Consider the following 16253-nt stretch of genomic DNA (forward strand, 5'->3'; position numbering starts at 1 on the left):
ATGCGCGGCACCCTCGGGTCGCCGCGCATTCATTACCAAGGTAGCAATACCTCAGGCTGCAGGATTATTCGATCCAACCTTGTTCACGGTAGTAACGCGCCGCTCCCTCATGCAACGGTGCGGAAAGCCCCTCAGTCACCATTTCTTCCGGATCGAGGTTCTCGAAGGCCGGATGCAAGCGTTTGAAACGATCAAAGTTGTCAAAAACCGCTTTAACGGTCTGATAAATAATCTCTTCGTCAGCCTCGGCGGTGGTTACAAAGGTCGCCGCCACCCCAAAGGTTTCGACATCTTCGTCATTACCACGGTACAGCCCACCCGGAATGACCGATGCGGAGTAGTAAGGATATTCATCGACGATGCCCTGAATGTCTTCGTCATTCAGCGGAATCAGGCGCGCATCAACGGTGGTGGTCGCTTCTTGAATGGAGCCATTGGGGTGGCCAACCACATACACCATGGCATCGACGTTATTATCGGCGAGTGCCGCAGCCTGCTCGGCAGCATCGAGCTGAGATGCCAGAGAGAAGGTGTCTTCAGTCCAACCTTTGGCGTCCATCACCACTTCCATGGTGTTGCGCTGGCCTGAACCTGGGTTACCAATATTGACGCGCTTGCCCTCCAAGTCATCGAGTGACTCGATGCCTGAATCAGCACGCGCCAGCAGGGTCAAGGGCTCACCGTGGACGCGGAACACTGCCCGCAGCTCTTCGTAAGGCTCGCCTTCGAAGTTGCCAGTACCATTGTAAGCTTGATACTGCACATCGGACTGTGCGACACCCATGTCCAGCTCGCCGGACTTGATGCCATTGATATTGGCGACGGAACCACCGGTGGAAGGTGCATTACACTTAATGTCTGTGTCTTCCAAACGGTTTACTAAACGACAGATCGACTGGCCTACGACGTAATACACACCTGTTTGGCCACCGGTGCCAATGGTGATGAATTGCTCGTCATCCTGCGCCATTGCCGGTGAAGCGAAGACAGCGGCGGCAAGTAGCGCACCGGAGAAGGCAGTAGTGGAAAATACATGGCGTTTCATGAACACACCTCTTTGTATTGATGTTATGAGCGTATTGGATTTTGCAAGCATCGTGCGCTTTGGTCTCACCTGATGAACCGTTCCCTCAGGTGGCCTTGCTCCAAAACGCTTTTCAAGACAGCCTATTTTTAAGACGATCTTTTTTGAAGACAAGCTGTTACAGGCATCCCTTTGGCTACCTGCTAACACTACTTTAGCGAAAAAAACCTAATTAGCGAAATGTAAGGCGCTAAAAAAGGCGCTTCGCTGACGCCTAATGCTTAGTGTAGCGGTCTTCATCGTTTAGGGAGCGTTAACTGCTATACTTCCTTTGCATAGGGTAAGCAAAATTAATCAACGTTATAGCCCAAAACGCGCGGCAGCCAAAGCGCGATAGCAGGGAAGATCGCCACCAGCGCTAGTGCGCAGCCCATGGCAACGACAAACAGCAGCGCCCAGCCTAGGGTCTGCTCCAAACGAATTTTGGCCACCTCGGTCGTCACCATCAAATTCACCGCCACCGGCGGGGTAAACTGGCCAATGGCAATGTTCATTGCCAACAGAATCCCAAACCACACCGGGTTCCATTCAAAGTGCTGCATCACAGGAATCAAGATCGGCATCATGATCAGGTAAATCGAGATCGCATCCAGCAGCATTCCTGCAACCAGCACCGCCAACATCACCAGGATTAGCAGCAACACACCGTTATCGGTCAGGCTAATAATCCATTCTGCTAAGTGGCGGAAGGTGCCCAGCATGGTGCCCGCCCAGGCAAAAATACCCGCCAGGGCGATAATCAGCATTACCACCCCAGAGATAATCGCTGCCTCGCCTAACAGTTCCCATAAATCGCGCAGCGACAGCTCGCGGGTTAGAAAAAGCCCGACAATCGCGCCATAAGCAACCGCCACTACCGCTGCTTCAGTGGGTGTAAACAAGCCAGAGCGCAAGCCACCCAAAATCAGCACGGGGGCAAACAGCGCCGGTATCGCCTGTTTAAAAGTGGTTTTTACACTGAGTCGTTCGGCACCTTCCACTGGCGTGCCGCCCTCCCAACCGTAGCGTTTGGAAACGATCATGGCGGGTACCAGCAACGCTATCCCCGCCAAAAGGCCAGGAAACAGCCCCGCCGCAAACAGCGCCCGCAAATCGACACCAGGTACCACAATCGAGTAAAGAATCAGCGCCACAGAAGGCGGAATAAGAATAGCGGTTGAAGCGGAGGCGGCAATCAGCGTGGCGGAAAACGGCTTGGGATAGCCCGCTTTGGTCATGCTGGGCAGCATCACCATCGCCACTGCCGCCGCATCGGCAGGGCCTGAGCCGCTCATACCGCCCATGATCATACATACCAGCACCGCGACCAGCGCCAAGCCACCGTGGCGCGGGCCAATCAACGCCTGGGCAAAACGCACCAAGCGCAGCGCCACGCCCGAACGCTCAAATATAAGCCCGGTGAGTATAAACAGCGGAATGGCAATCAAGGGGTACTTGGCGATACTGTTATAGGTATTGGTACCCATCGTCGCGAGCATATCCGGCGACAAACCAAGCACAATGCCGATGGCCCCTGAAAGGGCTAGCGAAAACGCCACCGGTACCCCCGCTATCAACAGGCCAGCAAACGCCAGAATCATCCAAATATCAGGGCTCATCGGTGAGCCTCCCCGTCAAACGGTCAGCGGTTTGCTGGAATAAGCGCCATAGCATGGCCGCGGAAAGCACCGGCAACCAGACTAAATACCACCACTGAGGCAAACCCAGCCCTGGTGAAAGCGACTCCCACTGATACTCTTGCCAAGCCAGCTTGCCGCCATACCAGGTGATCAAACCCAGCACGGTGGCACCGCAAAGCGCTTGAAAAAGGATCAGTGCGCGGCGGTACCTGAGCGGCAATGCGCGTTCCAGAAAGCCAATACGGATATGTCGATTACGCCGCAGCGCCACCGAGGCGCCCGCAAAGGTCAGCACCACCAAAAGGAAAACAGAGAACTCTTCAGTGAACGAAAAAGAGCCACCGGTTAAATAGCGAGTAATGACATTTCCCAGACTGATCAAGGAGATAGTAGTTAATGCCAGCGCGCCCAGCCAGCGCTCAGGGCGCGCATCGGGAAAGCCTTTCATGGCAGCCTCACAGCAAAAAAACCCGGCCCAAAGGCCGGGAGTTTGAACACCAAAAGTAATTAGCGCGCGTCGATAACGGCTTGAGCAGCCTCTACCACTTCTTCACCAATCCGTGGTGCCCATTTTTCATAGACAGACTGAGTGGCCTCGACAAATGCCTGATACTGCTCATCAGTCAATTCAGTTACGGTTACGCCGCGCTCCTGGATGGCCGCTAGACGCTCACTCTCTTCTTCACGGGTCATGGCAATTTCCCACTCACCGGCTTCCTGGGCGGTTTCGTGCAGCATAGTTTGCTGCTCTTCGCTCAATGTTTGCCAAACCTGCTGATTGACGGCAAAAATCAGCGGATCATTCATGTAGTTCCAGAGCGTTAAATGCTCCTGGCCGACTTGATCGATACGCGCCACGTCAAATACCGAAAGCGGATTTTCCTGACCGTCTACCGCGCCGGTGGTCAGCGCAGGCTGCGCATCCGTCCAGCTCATTTGCGTCGGGTCAGCGCCCAATGCCGAGAAGGTATCCTGGAACAGCGGCGAGCCCACAACGCGAATTTTCAGACCGTCCAAGTCATCCGGCTGGCTAATTGGCCCACGAGAGTTAGAGACCTGGCGAAAGCCATTTTCACCCCACGCCAGCGGAATAACGCCGCGGGATTCAATGGCCTCAAACACCAGCTCACCTGCTTCCCCGCCAGTCACCGCATCAACGGCGGCTTCATCAGGGATAAAGAACGGCAAAGAGAATAGATTAAGCTCCGGCACCTGAGGCGACCAGTTAATGGTCGAGCCCACGGCGGCGTCGATCAACCCCGAGCGCATAGCGGAAAATTCGCGGGTCTGGTCGCCGGAAACCAGCTGAGAGTTGGGGTAGACCCGCAGCGTCAACTCACCGCCGCTGCGCTCTTCCACCAACTCGGCCCACTTCTCTGCCGCCTGCCCCCAGGGGAAAGCGTCAGATAAAACGGTAGAAACCGAGAGTTCGCGGGCTTGTGCCGAAAGAGAAGCGGAAAGCAGTGCCGCACCGGCCAAGCCGGCAGTAAAACGAGCCATTGAGCGTGTCAGCGTCATGGTAGATCCTTTTTTATCGATTTTTATGGTGACTTTATTAGGGGGTCTATCACTGTATCGCCTAAATAATACTGCCTTAGTAAGCACATATTGGCGACAGGCACTCCATTGTAGGTATTCTCCTGCTGAAAGAAAGCCATTCTATAGGCTATTAACGACTGACTTTCAGTGTGTATCACGGCGGCGGAGTTAAACAAAAGTTGTGCCAGCTGACATCCTGAGTGCATCTCCCCTCTCTTCCAAACGGACATCAACGCGACCTGATGCTCGGCCTGTTTGTTAACGCTATCTGGACGCTAAATATCATTGTTATCAAAGTGGGCGTGGCGGAGCTACCACCACCGCCGTCATAGAAACGTCATATATCCATGCAGGTCAATCGGTTAGACTAAACAGTCACCAAGCCGGGAGTTCCCTATGCAGATGCTGGCGCTTTACAGTATCAAGGGCGGCGTGGGCAAGACCGCCTCCGCCGTCAATCTCGCCGCCGAAGCGGCACGCGACGGCAGGCGAGTGTTGCTGTGGGATATCGACCCTCAGGCAGCCACCACCTTCTACCTGCGCAGCAAACCCAAAGTGCGCGGTGGTGTCGACAAACTGGTCAAGGGCAAGGCTGATCTTGATCGGGCGATCCGCGAGACCGACATTGAGGGGCTCGACCTGCTGCCTGCGGCGCTGGGCTCGCGCGACCTGGAAGCGTCGATGGAAACCCGCAAGCCTAGTCGACTGCGCAAGATCCTCAAGCCAGTAATGGCCAGTTACGACCTGGTGATACTCGACTGCCCGCCGAGCCTGTCGGCACTCGCCGAGCAGATCTTCTCCAGCGTCGATGCCCTGCTGGTGCCGGTGGTGCCGACTACCCTATCGTTGCGCACCCTCGAGCAACTGGACGGTCATCTTGACGCGGTCGAACAGGCTTGCCCGATCTGGCCGTTCGTAACTCTCGCCGACCGCCGCAAAACCCTACACCGCGAGGTGATAGAGAGTCTCAGCGAACGCTGGCCGAGGCGTCTATCCACGACCGTGCCAAACGCCAGTGCGGTCGAGCGCATGGGTATCGAACGCGCTCCGGTCGGGCATTTTGCCCGCAGCAGTCCGGGCGGTCGCGCCTACGCCACGCTGTGGCGAGAGATCGCGCAGCGAATGCAATGACCGTCTGCACTTCGTTCTGCTGTTAATGGGCGACAGCCTTGGCTTGCATAAACTGGTGGGTGGCGGCTTAGTGGTCGCGGGTATCGCTTTGATTGTGCTTAACGCTCGCCGCCGTCGACGGCCTGCTTAACCTGCAGGTTGGCAAAAACCGGCATCGTCAGGAATGGATACACAGTCACCGACTTTAATGCCGCGCTCGGCAAAGTAGCCGCCATTGACCTCTAATGCTGAATGGTAAGCCGCACCCGCCGGGTAAGAGGGGCAGTCACTCGGCGAAGAGGACTCACAGGGCTGCATGGTATTAATCGCTACGATCCGCCCATCGCCATCGATAAAGGCAATATCGAGGGGAATCAGCGTGCGATACATCCAAAAGGCATTGTTGGCCGACTGCTCTCTCTCAAAGCGGAATAGCATGCCGCGCTCCTCTGGCAGGCTCTCACGCTCCATCAAGCCGCGTTGACGCTGGGCAGTGGTTTCCGCTACTTCAACGTCTAAACGATGCGGGCCGCCCTCGCTGTGAATCGCCAGCGTCAGCGTCTGCATCTTTTGCGCCGATGCCTGCCCCCACGCAAAGGAGCTGAGCAGCGACACCGGCAGCAGCGCCGCCAACGGTAACAGTAACGATGCTTTAAGCAGCGTGCGACGTGTGGGATCCATGCTCACTTCCTTTTATCATGCGCATCTGCGCGAACTTGGTGGCCTGGCAAAATATGAATACCTTCAGCCAGTAGCGAAACGTTGACCACCGCGCCGCGGGTTAACTGATTGCGCCGGGCGGCATGGGTGGCGATATCGAAACGTAACATATCACCATGATTGACGCGCAGTGAAACTGACGTAATTCCCCCCAGCACCACTAACTCCTCAACCGTGGCAGCCAGCGGATTCTCACGCTCGCCGTATGAAGGCCGGTCGCGGCGGTGAAGCACAATATCTGACGGCGGCAAATACCACGCAACGCTTTCGCCCAATGGCAGGTCGTTGAGCCCCACGGTGACTTCCAGGCAGTTTTCACCCCACTGCAGGCGGCGCTCGCCTTCCTCCTCCACAACAATGCCCTCAAACAAATTGTGGCGGTCTAACAAGCGCGCGACTAACGGCGATGAAGGGCGACTAAACAGCGCTTCGGGGGTGTCCTGCTGAAGACTAACACCGTTATGCAGCACACAAATCTGATCGGCTAGCGCAGTGGCTTCTTCCAGATCGTGGGTTACCAGCACAATCGGAATGTCGATCTGCTGACGTAGCAGTGCCAGCTCGCGCTGCAAGCGCCGCCGGGTGACTTGATCCACCGCCGAAAACGGCTCATCGAGCAGTAGCACCTTAGGGTCACGGGCCAACGCACGCGCCAGCGCCACTCGCTGTCGCTGGCCTCCGGAGAGCGCGTTCGGGTAGCGCTTGCCCAGCCCTTCCAGCCGCACCTTGCCAAGCCACTGTTCGGCCTGCTCACGACGTTGCGGTTGCGGTAAATGGCGTAGAGGGAGCTGAATATTTTCCAACGCCGTTAGGTGAGGAAACAGCGCATAGTCCTGGAACACCATGCCAACCTGCCTACTCTGCGGCGAGAGTGAATGCTTACGCTCGGCGTCAAACCAAACGTCGTCAGCACACGCTACCCGCCCATTTTGAGGGCGATAAAGCCCGGCAATCGTGCGCAGCAGCGTGGTTTTTCCGCTGCCGGAAGGCCCTACCAGCGCCAGCAACTCACCGGGCTGGCAAGCAAACTCTGCGTCCAGTGGAATCGGCCCCGTTTGAGTGACCGCCACGCATAGCCCTGGAAACTGCCCTGCATCCCGGCTAGCAACAAGCGAATCAGCCACGTGCCCACCGCCTGCGCCCAGCCAACCCATAAACGAGTCCTAAGGTAACAAAGGATACCAACAATAGCAGTGCCGACATCTGCGCCGCGCCCCGCTCATCAAAGGCTTGAACGCGGTCATAGATAGCAACGGCAAGGGTGCGGGTTTCGCCGTCAATCGCGCCACCGACCATCAAGATCACCCCAAACTCACCCAGCGTATGGGCAAAGGTGAGCGCCGCCGCCGACATAATGCCTGGCCATACCAACGGCAGCTCTATGCGCAGCAACGTTTGCCAGGGGCTTAGCCCGCTGCACCAGGCCGCTTCGCGTAGGTTATGGGGCACGTATTCAAAGGCGCGCTGAATCGGCTGAACAGCAAACGGCAGGTTAGCGATAAGGGAGGCTATTAAAATCCCGCTAAAGGTGAAATTCAGCCCGCTGCCGGTCATTTTTGCCCAAAAAGAGCCTAGCGGCGCGTCGCGGCCAAAACTCAGCAGTAGATAAAAGCCCAGTACGGTTGGCGGCAATACCAGCGGCAGCGCAACCAACGCCTCGCATAACCCTTTGCCACGAAAACGCGCGTAGGCCAGAGCGCGGCCCAGCCAGATAGCGAGGGGGATAAGCAGTAAACAGGTAAACCCAGCAAGGCGTAATGAGACTGATAGCGCCGACCAATCCATTACGAACCGTCCATTACAAGCCAGCCATTATTCGGCGCTAAAGCCGTAGTGGCGCAGAATGGATTGCCCTTCGTCTTGCTGTAGCCACTGATAGAAAGCACTGGCGACCTCTCCCGCCTGATTGGTTAACACCATGCGCTGGCGTAGCGGGCTATGCCATGCTTCAGGGATAAGTACGTACTCACTTCGCTCGCTCAGCGCGGGGGCTAATGCCAAAGAGTAAGCGACTAACCCGCCGCGAGCATCGTCTGAAAGCGCAAACTGCGCCGCCTGGGAGACGTTTTCGCCTAATACCCGCAGCGGCTCGGTTTGCTCCCAAAGCCCAGCATGTTCAAGCGCCTGTTGTGCCGCGACGCCGTAAGGCGCGTGTTCAGGATTGGCCAGGGCAATTCGCTCAAAAGTACCGCTAGCGTGAGCTTCCAGTGCGGCTTGCACCGCCGCAAGCGGCGCATCCTCGCCAGGTAACTCATCGCCGCCTGCGCGCTGCAGCCACACTAAACGGCCAATGGCATAGATAACGCCTTCGTCTTTGGTGTGGCCCTCTTCATACAGCGCCTGAACGTAGCGCTCGTCCGCCGAGAGATACAGCTCAAAGGGCGCGCCTTGGACGATTTGGCGGCGAAAGTTGCCCGACGAGCCAAAGTTTAGCCGCAGCGGGTTACCCGTCTCCTGCTGAAACTGCTCGGCGGCTTCACTAAGTGCAAACTGTAGGTCCGAGGCTGCCGCCACAATAGGCGCCCCCGCCATCGCGGGGGCACCTGCTAGCAGCAAAACGGCTAGCAGTAACCAATGCACTAATTTAGCTTTTAGCATGCTCGCCGGTAATTTCCATCACCTTCATGGTATTGGTGCCGCCGTGAGCATTCATATGGTCACCGCGGGTAAGAATCACATAGTCGCCTGGCTTAGAGATGCCCATCTTCGCCAGTAGCTTAAGCGCTTGACCATTTAACTCTGTGGGTGTCATATCAGAGGTATCAAACGGCACTGAGACAACGCCACGATATAGCGCCATACGGCGCTGGGCGATGGGATTATGCGCTAAGCCTACAATCGGCAAGCCAGAACGAATGCGCGAGGCAATCAGCGGTGTGTAACCAGAAGAAGTCATACAGGCAATCGCGCTAATACCGGTCATATGGTTGGCGGCGTACATCGCCGAAAGCGCAATGGTTTCATCCGGGCGGGTAAAGCCTTCATGAATGCGGTGACCGGATTCCTGCGCGGTTTTCTCACGCTCAGCGCCCAGGCAAACACGCGACATCGCTTCCACGGTTTCCAGCGGGTAATCGCCCGCCGCTGTTTCCGCCGAGAGCATGACCGCGTCGCTGCCATCCAGTACCGCGTTGGCTACGTCAAACACTTCAGCACGGGTAGGTAGCGGCGCTGAAATCATGCTTTCCATCATTTGCGTGGCGGTAATCACCGCGCGGTTTAACGAGCGGGCGCGTTTGATCATACGCTTCTGAACGCCGACCAGTTTGGCATCGCCAATTTCTACACCTAGATCGCCCCGCGCTACCATTACCGCCTCAGAGGCTTCGATAATGCCGTCCAGGGTAGCGTCGTCCGCGACGGCTTCGGCGCGCTCGACTTTAGCGACCAAGCCAATTTCCTTGCCCGCCTCACCCAGCAAGCGGCGCGCTTCCAACATGTCTTCCGCGTGACGGGGGAAAGAAATCGCCAAATAGTCGACGCCAATTTCAACGGCGGTTTTAAGGTCTTCTTTATCTTTTTCGGTCAATGCCGGTGCGGAAAGCCCTCCGCCCTGCTTGTTGATGCCTTTATGATTAGAGAGCCTACCGCCCACGACCACGGTGGTGTGCACCTGCTGGCCTTCAACGCGGGCGACATCCAACACTAAGCGCCCGTCATCTAGCAGCAGGCGGTCTCCGGCGGACACGTCTTGCGACAAGGTTTTGTAGTCGCAACCCACTTGGTGGACATCGCCCGCGTCGCCATCAAGCGCCATATCGAGAATAAACGGCTGCCCCTCTTTGAGCACTACGGCGCCATCTCTAAACCGCGCAATACGGATTTTGGGGCCTTGCAGGTCGCCCAGTGCCGCCACGCTGCGGCCTAGTTTAGCGGCAATTTCACGCACTTCGGTTAAACGGCGTCGGTGATCATCGGCAGTGCCGTGGGAGAAGTTGAGACGCACCACATCCACACCCGCCGCGAGCATGGCTTCCAAAACGCCTTCACGGTCGCTGGCGGGGCCAAGGGTGGCGACAATTTTGGTACGGCGGATCGAAGAGAAGTGTAGTGCGTTCATATTATTCCAACCTTGCAAATTAACGTGTAGTGGCTCTTTTTAACGTGTAGAGGCTCTTTCGTGGAGTGACTCTTTAAACCAACGTTGCAGAGCGACGTTACTTATCCACCCTAGCTTATCAGTTTAACGCCCTCTATATGACAGCACTGCATCACGAAATGTACGTATTATTACAACATCACGCTAATTGCCAGGGGAAATTCATCGCAATTATTGCCATCGCCGCCCCGGTCAACCACCAAAAACTCGCCTTCACGCTCCAGCACTGACTGAGTCGCGTGCCAGGTGCCCGCATGATAATTCACGCCTTGGCGGCCATCGGTAACAAAAGCACGCACGCCATCAGGGTTAATATGCTCACCTTGCGGCGCTACCACAACAATAAAGCACTCCTGATGCAGCGGCATAAATGCCTGACTGCCATAAGGGTGTCGCTCTAGAAACGCCAGTTCCAGTGGCAGCGTGACCGGTTGGCTAACGAAGACATTAATCAGCGTGCGGGGGTTGTCACCCAGGGTTTCTACTTTCGCCAGGTCGTGATGGCGCTGGGTGCGCCCAGCGTTGATAGGAAACGATTCAGAGGTACGCGCATCAATCACATCGCCAAACGGGGCAAAGGCCTCGGCTGTTAACGGCTCGGCTTTTAGCTCTAGCATTGCAGCTCCTTAGCGAGATGACAGTTTAAGAGAGGCATGGCGATTAACGTCTTTATACAACAAATACCGGAATGGCCCTGGGCCAGCGGCGTAGCAGGCTTGGGGGCAGAAGGCGCGTAGCCACATAAAGTCCCCGGCTTCGACTTCTACCCAGTTTTGATTTAAGTGGTAAACGGCCTTGCCTTCAAGCACATACAAGCCGTGCTCCATGACATGGGTTTCATCAAAAGGGATCACGCCGCCAGGCTGAAAGGTCACGATATTAACGTGCATATCGTGGCGAACGTCCGCAGGGTCGACAAAGCGCGTGGTGGCCCAGCGCCCTTCGGTGCCGGGCATTTCGATAGGCGCTATGTCCTGCTCGTTGGTGACAAACGCTGGTGGTACCTCAAGCCCTTCGACAAATTCATACGCCTTGCGCACCCAGTGAAAACGTACCGGGACGTTAGATTCGTTGCGCACCTGCCAGTTGCTGCCGGGGGGAATAAACGCATAGCCGCCGGGCTGCAGGGTGTGGTGCTCACCAGCGAGGGTGAGCGTTAACTCACCCTCTACAATAAACAGTACGCCTTCAGCCTGGGAATCTGGCTCGGGTTTATCGCTACCGCCCTGAGGCTGCACTTCCATAATGTACTGGGAGAACGTTTCGGCAAACCCCGACAGCGGCCGCGCCAGCACCCATAACCGAGTGCCTTCCCAAAACGGCAAATTGCTGGTGACAATATCGCGCATCACGCCTTTAGGGATCAGCGCATAGGCTTCGGTAAATACCGCACGGTCAGCGGTAATTTGTGTTTGCGGCGGGTGCCCGCCAGTGGGGGCGTAGTAGTTAGCAGTGGCCATTATTTTTCCTTTCATCGCGTAGGCGCCGGGTGATGCTCAGCCCAGTGACGGGCGATATCGACCCGCCGGGCCACCCAAACGCGGTCGTGGGTTTCGATATAATCCAAAAAACGCTGCAGGGCACGAAAACGCCCAGGGCGACCCAATAAACGGCAATGCATACCGATGGAGAGCATTTTCGGCACCTCCTCCCCTTCCGCGTAGAGCACATCAAAGGCATCACGGAGGTAAGTAAAGAAGTGATCCGCGGTGTTAAACCCCTGGGGCGCGGCAAAACGCATATCGTTGCTGTCCAGTGTGTAGGGCACGATCAAGTGATTGTGATCACTGCCCTGACTATCGGTCACCTGGGTCCAGAAAGGCAAGTCGTCGCCGTAGTAGTCACTATCGTAAAGGAAGCCGCCCTCATCCAATACTAAGCGTCGGGTATTGGGGCTGTCGCGACCGGTATACCAGCCGTGAGGTTTTTCGCCGTAAAGGCGCTGAAAAATCTCCATGGCTTGCTGGAGATGCTCGCGCTCAATATGCTCGGGCACTTCCTGATAGTGAATCCAGCGGTAGCCGTGGCAAGCAATCTCATGGCCCAGCTCTTTAAACGCCATGGCAACATCCGGATTGCGCTCCAGCGCCATCGCTACACCAAACACCGTGAGCGGCAAATCACGCTTTTCAAACTCACGCAGAATGCGCCATACCCCGGCGCGGGAGCCGTATTCGTAGATCGACTCCATACTCAGATGGCGGTCGGGATAAGCCGGCGCACCAATGATTTCCGACAAAAACTGCTCGGAGCCTGAGTCGCCGTGCAGCACGCAGTTCTCGCCGCCCTCTTCGTAGTTGAGCACGAACTGAACGGCAATTTTGGCCTTGTTGGGCCAGTTGGCGTGGGGCGGGTTGCGCCCGTAACCGATTAAGTCACGGGGATAGTGGCCCTTAGAGGATGACGGCATAGCTAGCTCCTTTTATCCCTACTCCAACTCGCCACTGGTGAGTGAACAGCCCAGCGACACAGAAAATTATTTGTATACAAAATAGCGAGATTAATAACGAACCGCAACGCGGCCAGCAGCTAATCCTCTGACACTTATAGCATTTCTCAGTTAAAACATCGTTAAGCCCTTGAATCCTGAACAATTGGTCAAATTTTTAAGCGTTCACTTTTAACGAGTATCAACGCTTAAGCACTTGCGTAAGGCTAGAAACCGCCCTATTTTTGTATACAAGAAAATTTATATTGTTCACATACGGATTTCTTAACGTGCATATACGCATTATTAACCCCAACACCACGGCCTCCATGACCGCTGCTATTCACCAGGCAGCACAGCAACAGGCGGGCACTGACACCACGGTGAGCGCTTCACAGCCGGACGCTGGCCCGGTTTCAATTGAAAGCCATTTTGACGAAGTGATCAGTGCGGTAGGGGTGGCCGAAGAGGTGCTTAAAGGCGAGCGCGAAGGTGGCATCGACGCCTACGTGGTGGCCTGTTTCGGCGATCCGGGCTTGCTCGCTGCCCGCGAACTCACCCGTGCACCGGTAATTGGCATTGCCGAAGCGGCGTTTCACTTAGCCACACTGGTAAGCACCCGTTTTTCTATTGTGACTACCCTGGGCCGCACCGGCATTATCGCCGAGCACTTACTTCAGCAGTACGGCTTTAACCACCACTGCCGCCGCATACGTGCCGCCGAAATTCCGGTATTGGATCTTGAGCACCACCCTGAGGCAGCGTTTATCCGCATTGTTGAAGAGTGCTGCCGCGCCCGGGATGAGGATGACATTGGCGCCATCGTTTTAGGCTGCGGCGGTATGGCGAATTTAACCCAAGAGATTAGTCGTGAAGTGGGTATGCCGGTAGTAGAAGGCGTCAGCGCCGCGCTGAAACTAGCCGAATCGCTGGTTAGTTTAGGGCTGTATACCAGCAAGCACGGTGATCTTGCCTACCCACGACCGAAAACATTCACCGGTAAGTTTTCAGGGCTTTCTGACCTTGCGCTACCGCTTAAGTCATCAATGCTTTAAAAACAATCCCGACTAAAAATGTATTTAATAACAATAACTTAAGAAACAGCACCTTAATAAACAATAGTGTCCAGTCTCACGCCGCAACGCAAGCGTCGCTTGGGTATACAAAATGCCCAAGCTGCCAATAAAACCGATAATCTTGCGAGGACGACATCATGAGCTCAACCTCAGCTCTTACGTCAGAACAACGATCCGATGCCGGATCGAAAGCACTAGGGGCCGAGAGCCTAGCCGCGTTTATCGCCACCGCGATCGGTATTGTCGCAGCGCTCTCTTTCTCGGCGATCTCCTGGTACGCCAGTCTGATACCCGCAGGCGTTAGCTACTATCTGCTCATGAAGTACTGGGCTCCCTGCCAGCGCTTTAGCCAGTAACCCATTTGCCAGCCTGCGAGCCATAAGATGAATGAGAACAACGAGGTTAGCGATCTAGATATCAAACACATCGATCCCACGCTATATAACGAGGATCTGGCACCACTGAAACCCCAGGATCGTAACTGGGGCGCGTTTGAAGTTTTTAACGTCTGGTCTAACGACATCCAGTACCCTGGCGGCCTCGCTGTTTTTAACCTACGGCCTAAACGGCTGGGCGGTGATGGCCGCAATTATCCTGGCGGGCGTGATCGTGATGTTTTTGGTTAACCTGACCGGTAAACCCAGCGTTAAATACGGCATTCCGTTTCCCGTGATGGTGCGCGCCAGCATGGGCGTACACGGCGCCAACCTGCCCGCAATGTTGCGCGCTATCGTGGCGTTCTTTTCGTTTATCGCGCTGATTATTATCGCGGGCACGCTAGTGCTATTTGGCGAGGCTTTAACCAACCCCGCCGATATCGTTGAGCGGGTCGATTCGCTGCCGCTGACCATTATCGCCGCACTCACCTTCTTCGCCGCCACGGTGGGTATCAACCTGGTCGCCAACTTTATTCCTCCTGCCTACGATTTGGCCAACCTTTTTCCCAGCAAAATCAGCTTCAAGATGGGCGGCCTGATTACCGCGGTAATCGCGTTTTTCGTGGGTGCGCTATGGCTTTCAGTCATCAGCCAGATTGGTGTTCCCGGCTTTGTGAACGCGTTGGGGGCAGTTGTCGCGCCGTTCTACGGCATTATCGTGGTCGACTACTACCTGATTAAGCGTCAGCATTTGAATATGCAGGAGCTGTTCTCATCAGCGCCGGGCGGCGCCTACTACTACCTAAACGGTTGGAACATCCGTGCCCTGATCGCCTTTGGCGTAGCCGCGCTGTTCTCACTCTCCACCGTTCTAGTACCTGCGCTTTCAAGCTTAGGCGGCTACGGCTGGCTGATCGGTGCGGGCTTAGGCGGGCTGTTCTACTTCGGCTTGATGCATCAGTTTCGCAGCGCCCACATTGACTGAGCAGTTGAGGCGATTTGAGATGTGATCATTCATGTTTCATCCTCGCATGCTAATGTCCGACTCATAGGCCTGATACGTACGGCAAGTTATATGGCACTGCCGCACCTTGCTTGTGGAGATTCGTCCATGGCTTCCATGATCGCTCGTTCAGGTGCCGACATTTTGAGCGTCCAGTCCCATGGCAGCGCGTCTTCGTCGTTGATGTTGTCCGCCGACATGGATGTCACAGCGCATAATATGCTGCATGGAGAGCAGGATTTCAGATATTTTGCGCCTTCTTAACGGGAAGTAGATGCAGCACACCCACCACCACCGAGCCCACCACAAAGCCAATCACCGCAGAACACAGCGTATTGAAACTCCAGCCCAGCGTGCCGCCCAAGGCACCGGTTGCCTCGCTAATGCCATGCTCGATGTGGTGTACCCACTCATAGGGCGCGTTGAGCCAACCCGTTCCATCGGCACCTAGATTGACCATCAGGATATGTCCTCCCACCCAGAGCATGGCGATGGTACCCACCACTGCGATGGTCGCTAGCACCTTGGGCATGGCCGTTACCAGCCCACGGCCCAGTTTCTGCATTCCCGGACTCTCCCGCTGGGCGAGCTTTAGGCCGATATCATCCATCCTGACCAACATCGCCACCACGCCATACACCAGGATAGTGATGACAAATGCGACCACCACCAGGCTCGCCAGCTGTGACCAGAACCCTTGATGGGAAACAGTAGAAAGCGCGATCACCATGATTTCAGCAGACAGAATCAGGTCGGTGCGAACGGCACCACTCACGATCTTTTTCTCGGCTTCCGGCCCCTTCTCTACCGCTGGTTTTTCGTCGTCATGCTGACCGGATAGTTTATGCCAGACCTTCTCCGCGCCCTCAAAGGCCAGGTAGGTGCCGCCCACCATCAGGATGATCGGCAATAGCGCGGGCAAAAAGTGATTCAGCAACAGTGCTGCCGGTAGGATAAAAATAAGCTTGTTACGGATCGAACCCAGCGCGATCTTCTGCACAATCGCCAGTTCACGCTCCGCTGCCACCCCCTGCAAATATTGCGGCGTTACCGCCGTATCATCCACCACGACCCCGGCCGCCTTCGCCGTCGCACGCCCAGCGGCGGCGCTCACATCGTCCAGAGATGCGGCGGACAACTTTGCCAGGGCGGCAATATCATCCAGCAATCCTATCAAGCCGCCTATGGCCATGGATGT

At 55.9% G+C, this 16253-nt stretch carries 15 protein-coding genes and 2 pseudogenes; 4 read left to right on the forward strand and 13 right to left on the reverse strand.

Annotation, left to right across the window (positions count from 1 at the left end; translation table 11 throughout):
- Window positions 1-64 precede the first annotated feature (64 nt).
- The 4 genes from ACQE2I_RS13660 to ACQE2I_RS13675 form a co-directional block, all read right to left on the reverse strand.
- Window positions 65-1045: a TAXI family TRAP transporter solute-binding subunit gene (locus tag ACQE2I_RS13660; protein ID WP_427028605.1), complete on the reverse strand. Its 981-nt coding sequence runs from the start codon at window positions 1043-1045 to the stop codon at window positions 65-67.
- Between the two features lie 329 nt (window positions 1046-1374).
- The gene (locus ACQE2I_RS13665) at window positions 1375-2682 is read right to left on the reverse strand and encodes a TRAP transporter large permease (RefSeq protein ID WP_427028606.1); all 1308 of its coding nucleotides are present in this window, start codon (window positions 2680-2682) and stop codon (window positions 1375-1377) included.
- Window positions 2672-3151 (reverse strand): TRAP transporter small permease, encoded by a 480-nt coding sequence (locus ACQE2I_RS13670; RefSeq protein ID WP_427028607.1) that lies wholly within the window; start codon window positions 3149-3151, stop codon window positions 2672-2674. Before ACQE2I_RS13670 ends, ACQE2I_RS13665 begins: the two co-directional genes overlap by 11 nt.
- A 59-nt stretch (window positions 3152-3210) precedes the next feature.
- Entirely contained in the window at window positions 3211-4221 is a 1011-nt protein-coding gene (locus tag ACQE2I_RS13675) for a DctP family TRAP transporter solute-binding subunit (RefSeq protein WP_427028608.1), read from the reverse strand.
- Window positions 4222-4638: 417 nt separating this feature from the next.
- On the opposite strand from ACQE2I_RS13675, the gene ACQE2I_RS13680 reads away from it, so the two are divergent.
- On the forward strand, window positions 4639-5373 hold the full coding sequence (locus ACQE2I_RS13680; RefSeq protein WP_427028609.1) for a ParA family protein: 735 nt from the start codon (window positions 4639-4641) through the stop codon (window positions 5371-5373).
- 126 nt (window positions 5374-5499) lie between these two features.
- On the opposite strand, the gene ACQE2I_RS13685 is transcribed toward ACQE2I_RS13680, so the two are convergent.
- From ACQE2I_RS13685 to puuE, 8 genes are all read right to left on the reverse strand, one after another.
- Window positions 5500-6033, reverse strand: a complete 534-nt coding sequence (locus ACQE2I_RS13685) for a DUF192 domain-containing protein (protein ID WP_427028610.1) — start codon at window positions 6031-6033, stop codon at window positions 5500-5502.
- Window positions 6034-6035: 2 nt separating this feature from the next.
- Window positions 6036-7226, reverse strand: a complete 1191-nt coding sequence (locus ACQE2I_RS13690; RefSeq protein WP_427028611.1) for an ABC transporter ATP-binding protein — start codon at window positions 7224-7226, stop codon at window positions 6036-6038.
- Window positions 7189-7857, reverse strand: coding sequence for a molybdate ABC transporter permease subunit (gene modB / locus ACQE2I_RS13695; RefSeq protein ID WP_427028612.1), 669 nt, complete (start codon window positions 7855-7857; stop codon window positions 7189-7191). The genes ACQE2I_RS13690 and modB overlap by 38 nt, the downstream gene beginning before the upstream one ends.
- A 27-nt stretch (window positions 7858-7884) precedes the next feature.
- Entirely contained in the window at window positions 7885-8670 is a 786-nt protein-coding gene (gene modA / locus ACQE2I_RS13700) for a molybdate ABC transporter substrate-binding protein (protein WP_427028613.1), read from the reverse strand.
- Window positions 8657-10132, reverse strand: coding sequence for a pyruvate kinase (pyk, locus tag ACQE2I_RS13705; RefSeq protein ID WP_427028614.1), 1476 nt, complete (start codon window positions 10130-10132; stop codon window positions 8657-8659). The genes modA and pyk overlap by 14 nt, the downstream gene beginning before the upstream one ends.
- 170 nt (window positions 10133-10302) lie before the next feature.
- Window positions 10303-10788, reverse strand: coding sequence for an ureidoglycolate lyase (locus tag ACQE2I_RS13710; protein WP_427028615.1), 486 nt, complete (start codon window positions 10786-10788; stop codon window positions 10303-10305).
- A 9-nt stretch (window positions 10789-10797) separates the two neighbouring features.
- Entirely contained in the window at window positions 10798-11631 is an 834-nt protein-coding gene (locus ACQE2I_RS13715; RefSeq protein ID WP_427028616.1) for a bifunctional allantoicase/(S)-ureidoglycine aminohydrolase, read from the reverse strand.
- An 11-nt stretch (window positions 11632-11642) separates the two neighbouring features.
- Complete coding sequence (gene puuE / locus ACQE2I_RS13720) at window positions 11643-12581, reverse strand: allantoinase PuuE (RefSeq protein ID WP_427028617.1); 939 nt, start codon at window positions 12579-12581, stop codon at window positions 11643-11645.
- A 308-nt stretch (window positions 12582-12889) separates the two neighbouring features.
- On the opposite strand from puuE, the gene ACQE2I_RS13725 reads away from it, so the two are divergent.
- The 3 genes and pseudogenes from ACQE2I_RS13725 (at window position 12890) to ACQE2I_RS13735 (ending at window position 15037) form a co-directional block, all read left to right on the forward strand.
- Window positions 12890-13654, forward strand: a complete 765-nt coding sequence (locus tag ACQE2I_RS13725) for an aspartate/glutamate racemase family protein (RefSeq protein ID WP_427028618.1) — start codon at window positions 12890-12892, stop codon at window positions 13652-13654.
- A 227-nt stretch (window positions 13655-13881) separates the two neighbouring features.
- Window positions 13882-14031 (forward strand): annotated as a pseudogene (locus tag ACQE2I_RS13730) (NCS1 family transporter); the annotation flags it as partial.
- Between the two features lie 27 nt (window positions 14032-14058).
- Window positions 14059-15037, forward strand: a pseudogene (locus ACQE2I_RS13735) (cytosine permease).
- Between the two features lie 259 nt (window positions 15038-15296).
- Here the strand turns inward: ACQE2I_RS13735 and ACQE2I_RS13740 are convergent.
- Entirely contained in the window at window positions 15297-16247 is a 951-nt protein-coding gene (locus ACQE2I_RS13740) for a DUF808 domain-containing protein (protein ID WP_427028619.1), read from the reverse strand.
- Window positions 16248-16253: the final 6 nt, after the last annotated feature.

Source organism: Halomonas sp. H2 (assembly GCF_050215315.1).
In the GTDB taxonomy this organism is placed as follows: Bacteria; Pseudomonadota; Gammaproteobacteria; order Pseudomonadales; family Halomonadaceae; genus Vreelandella.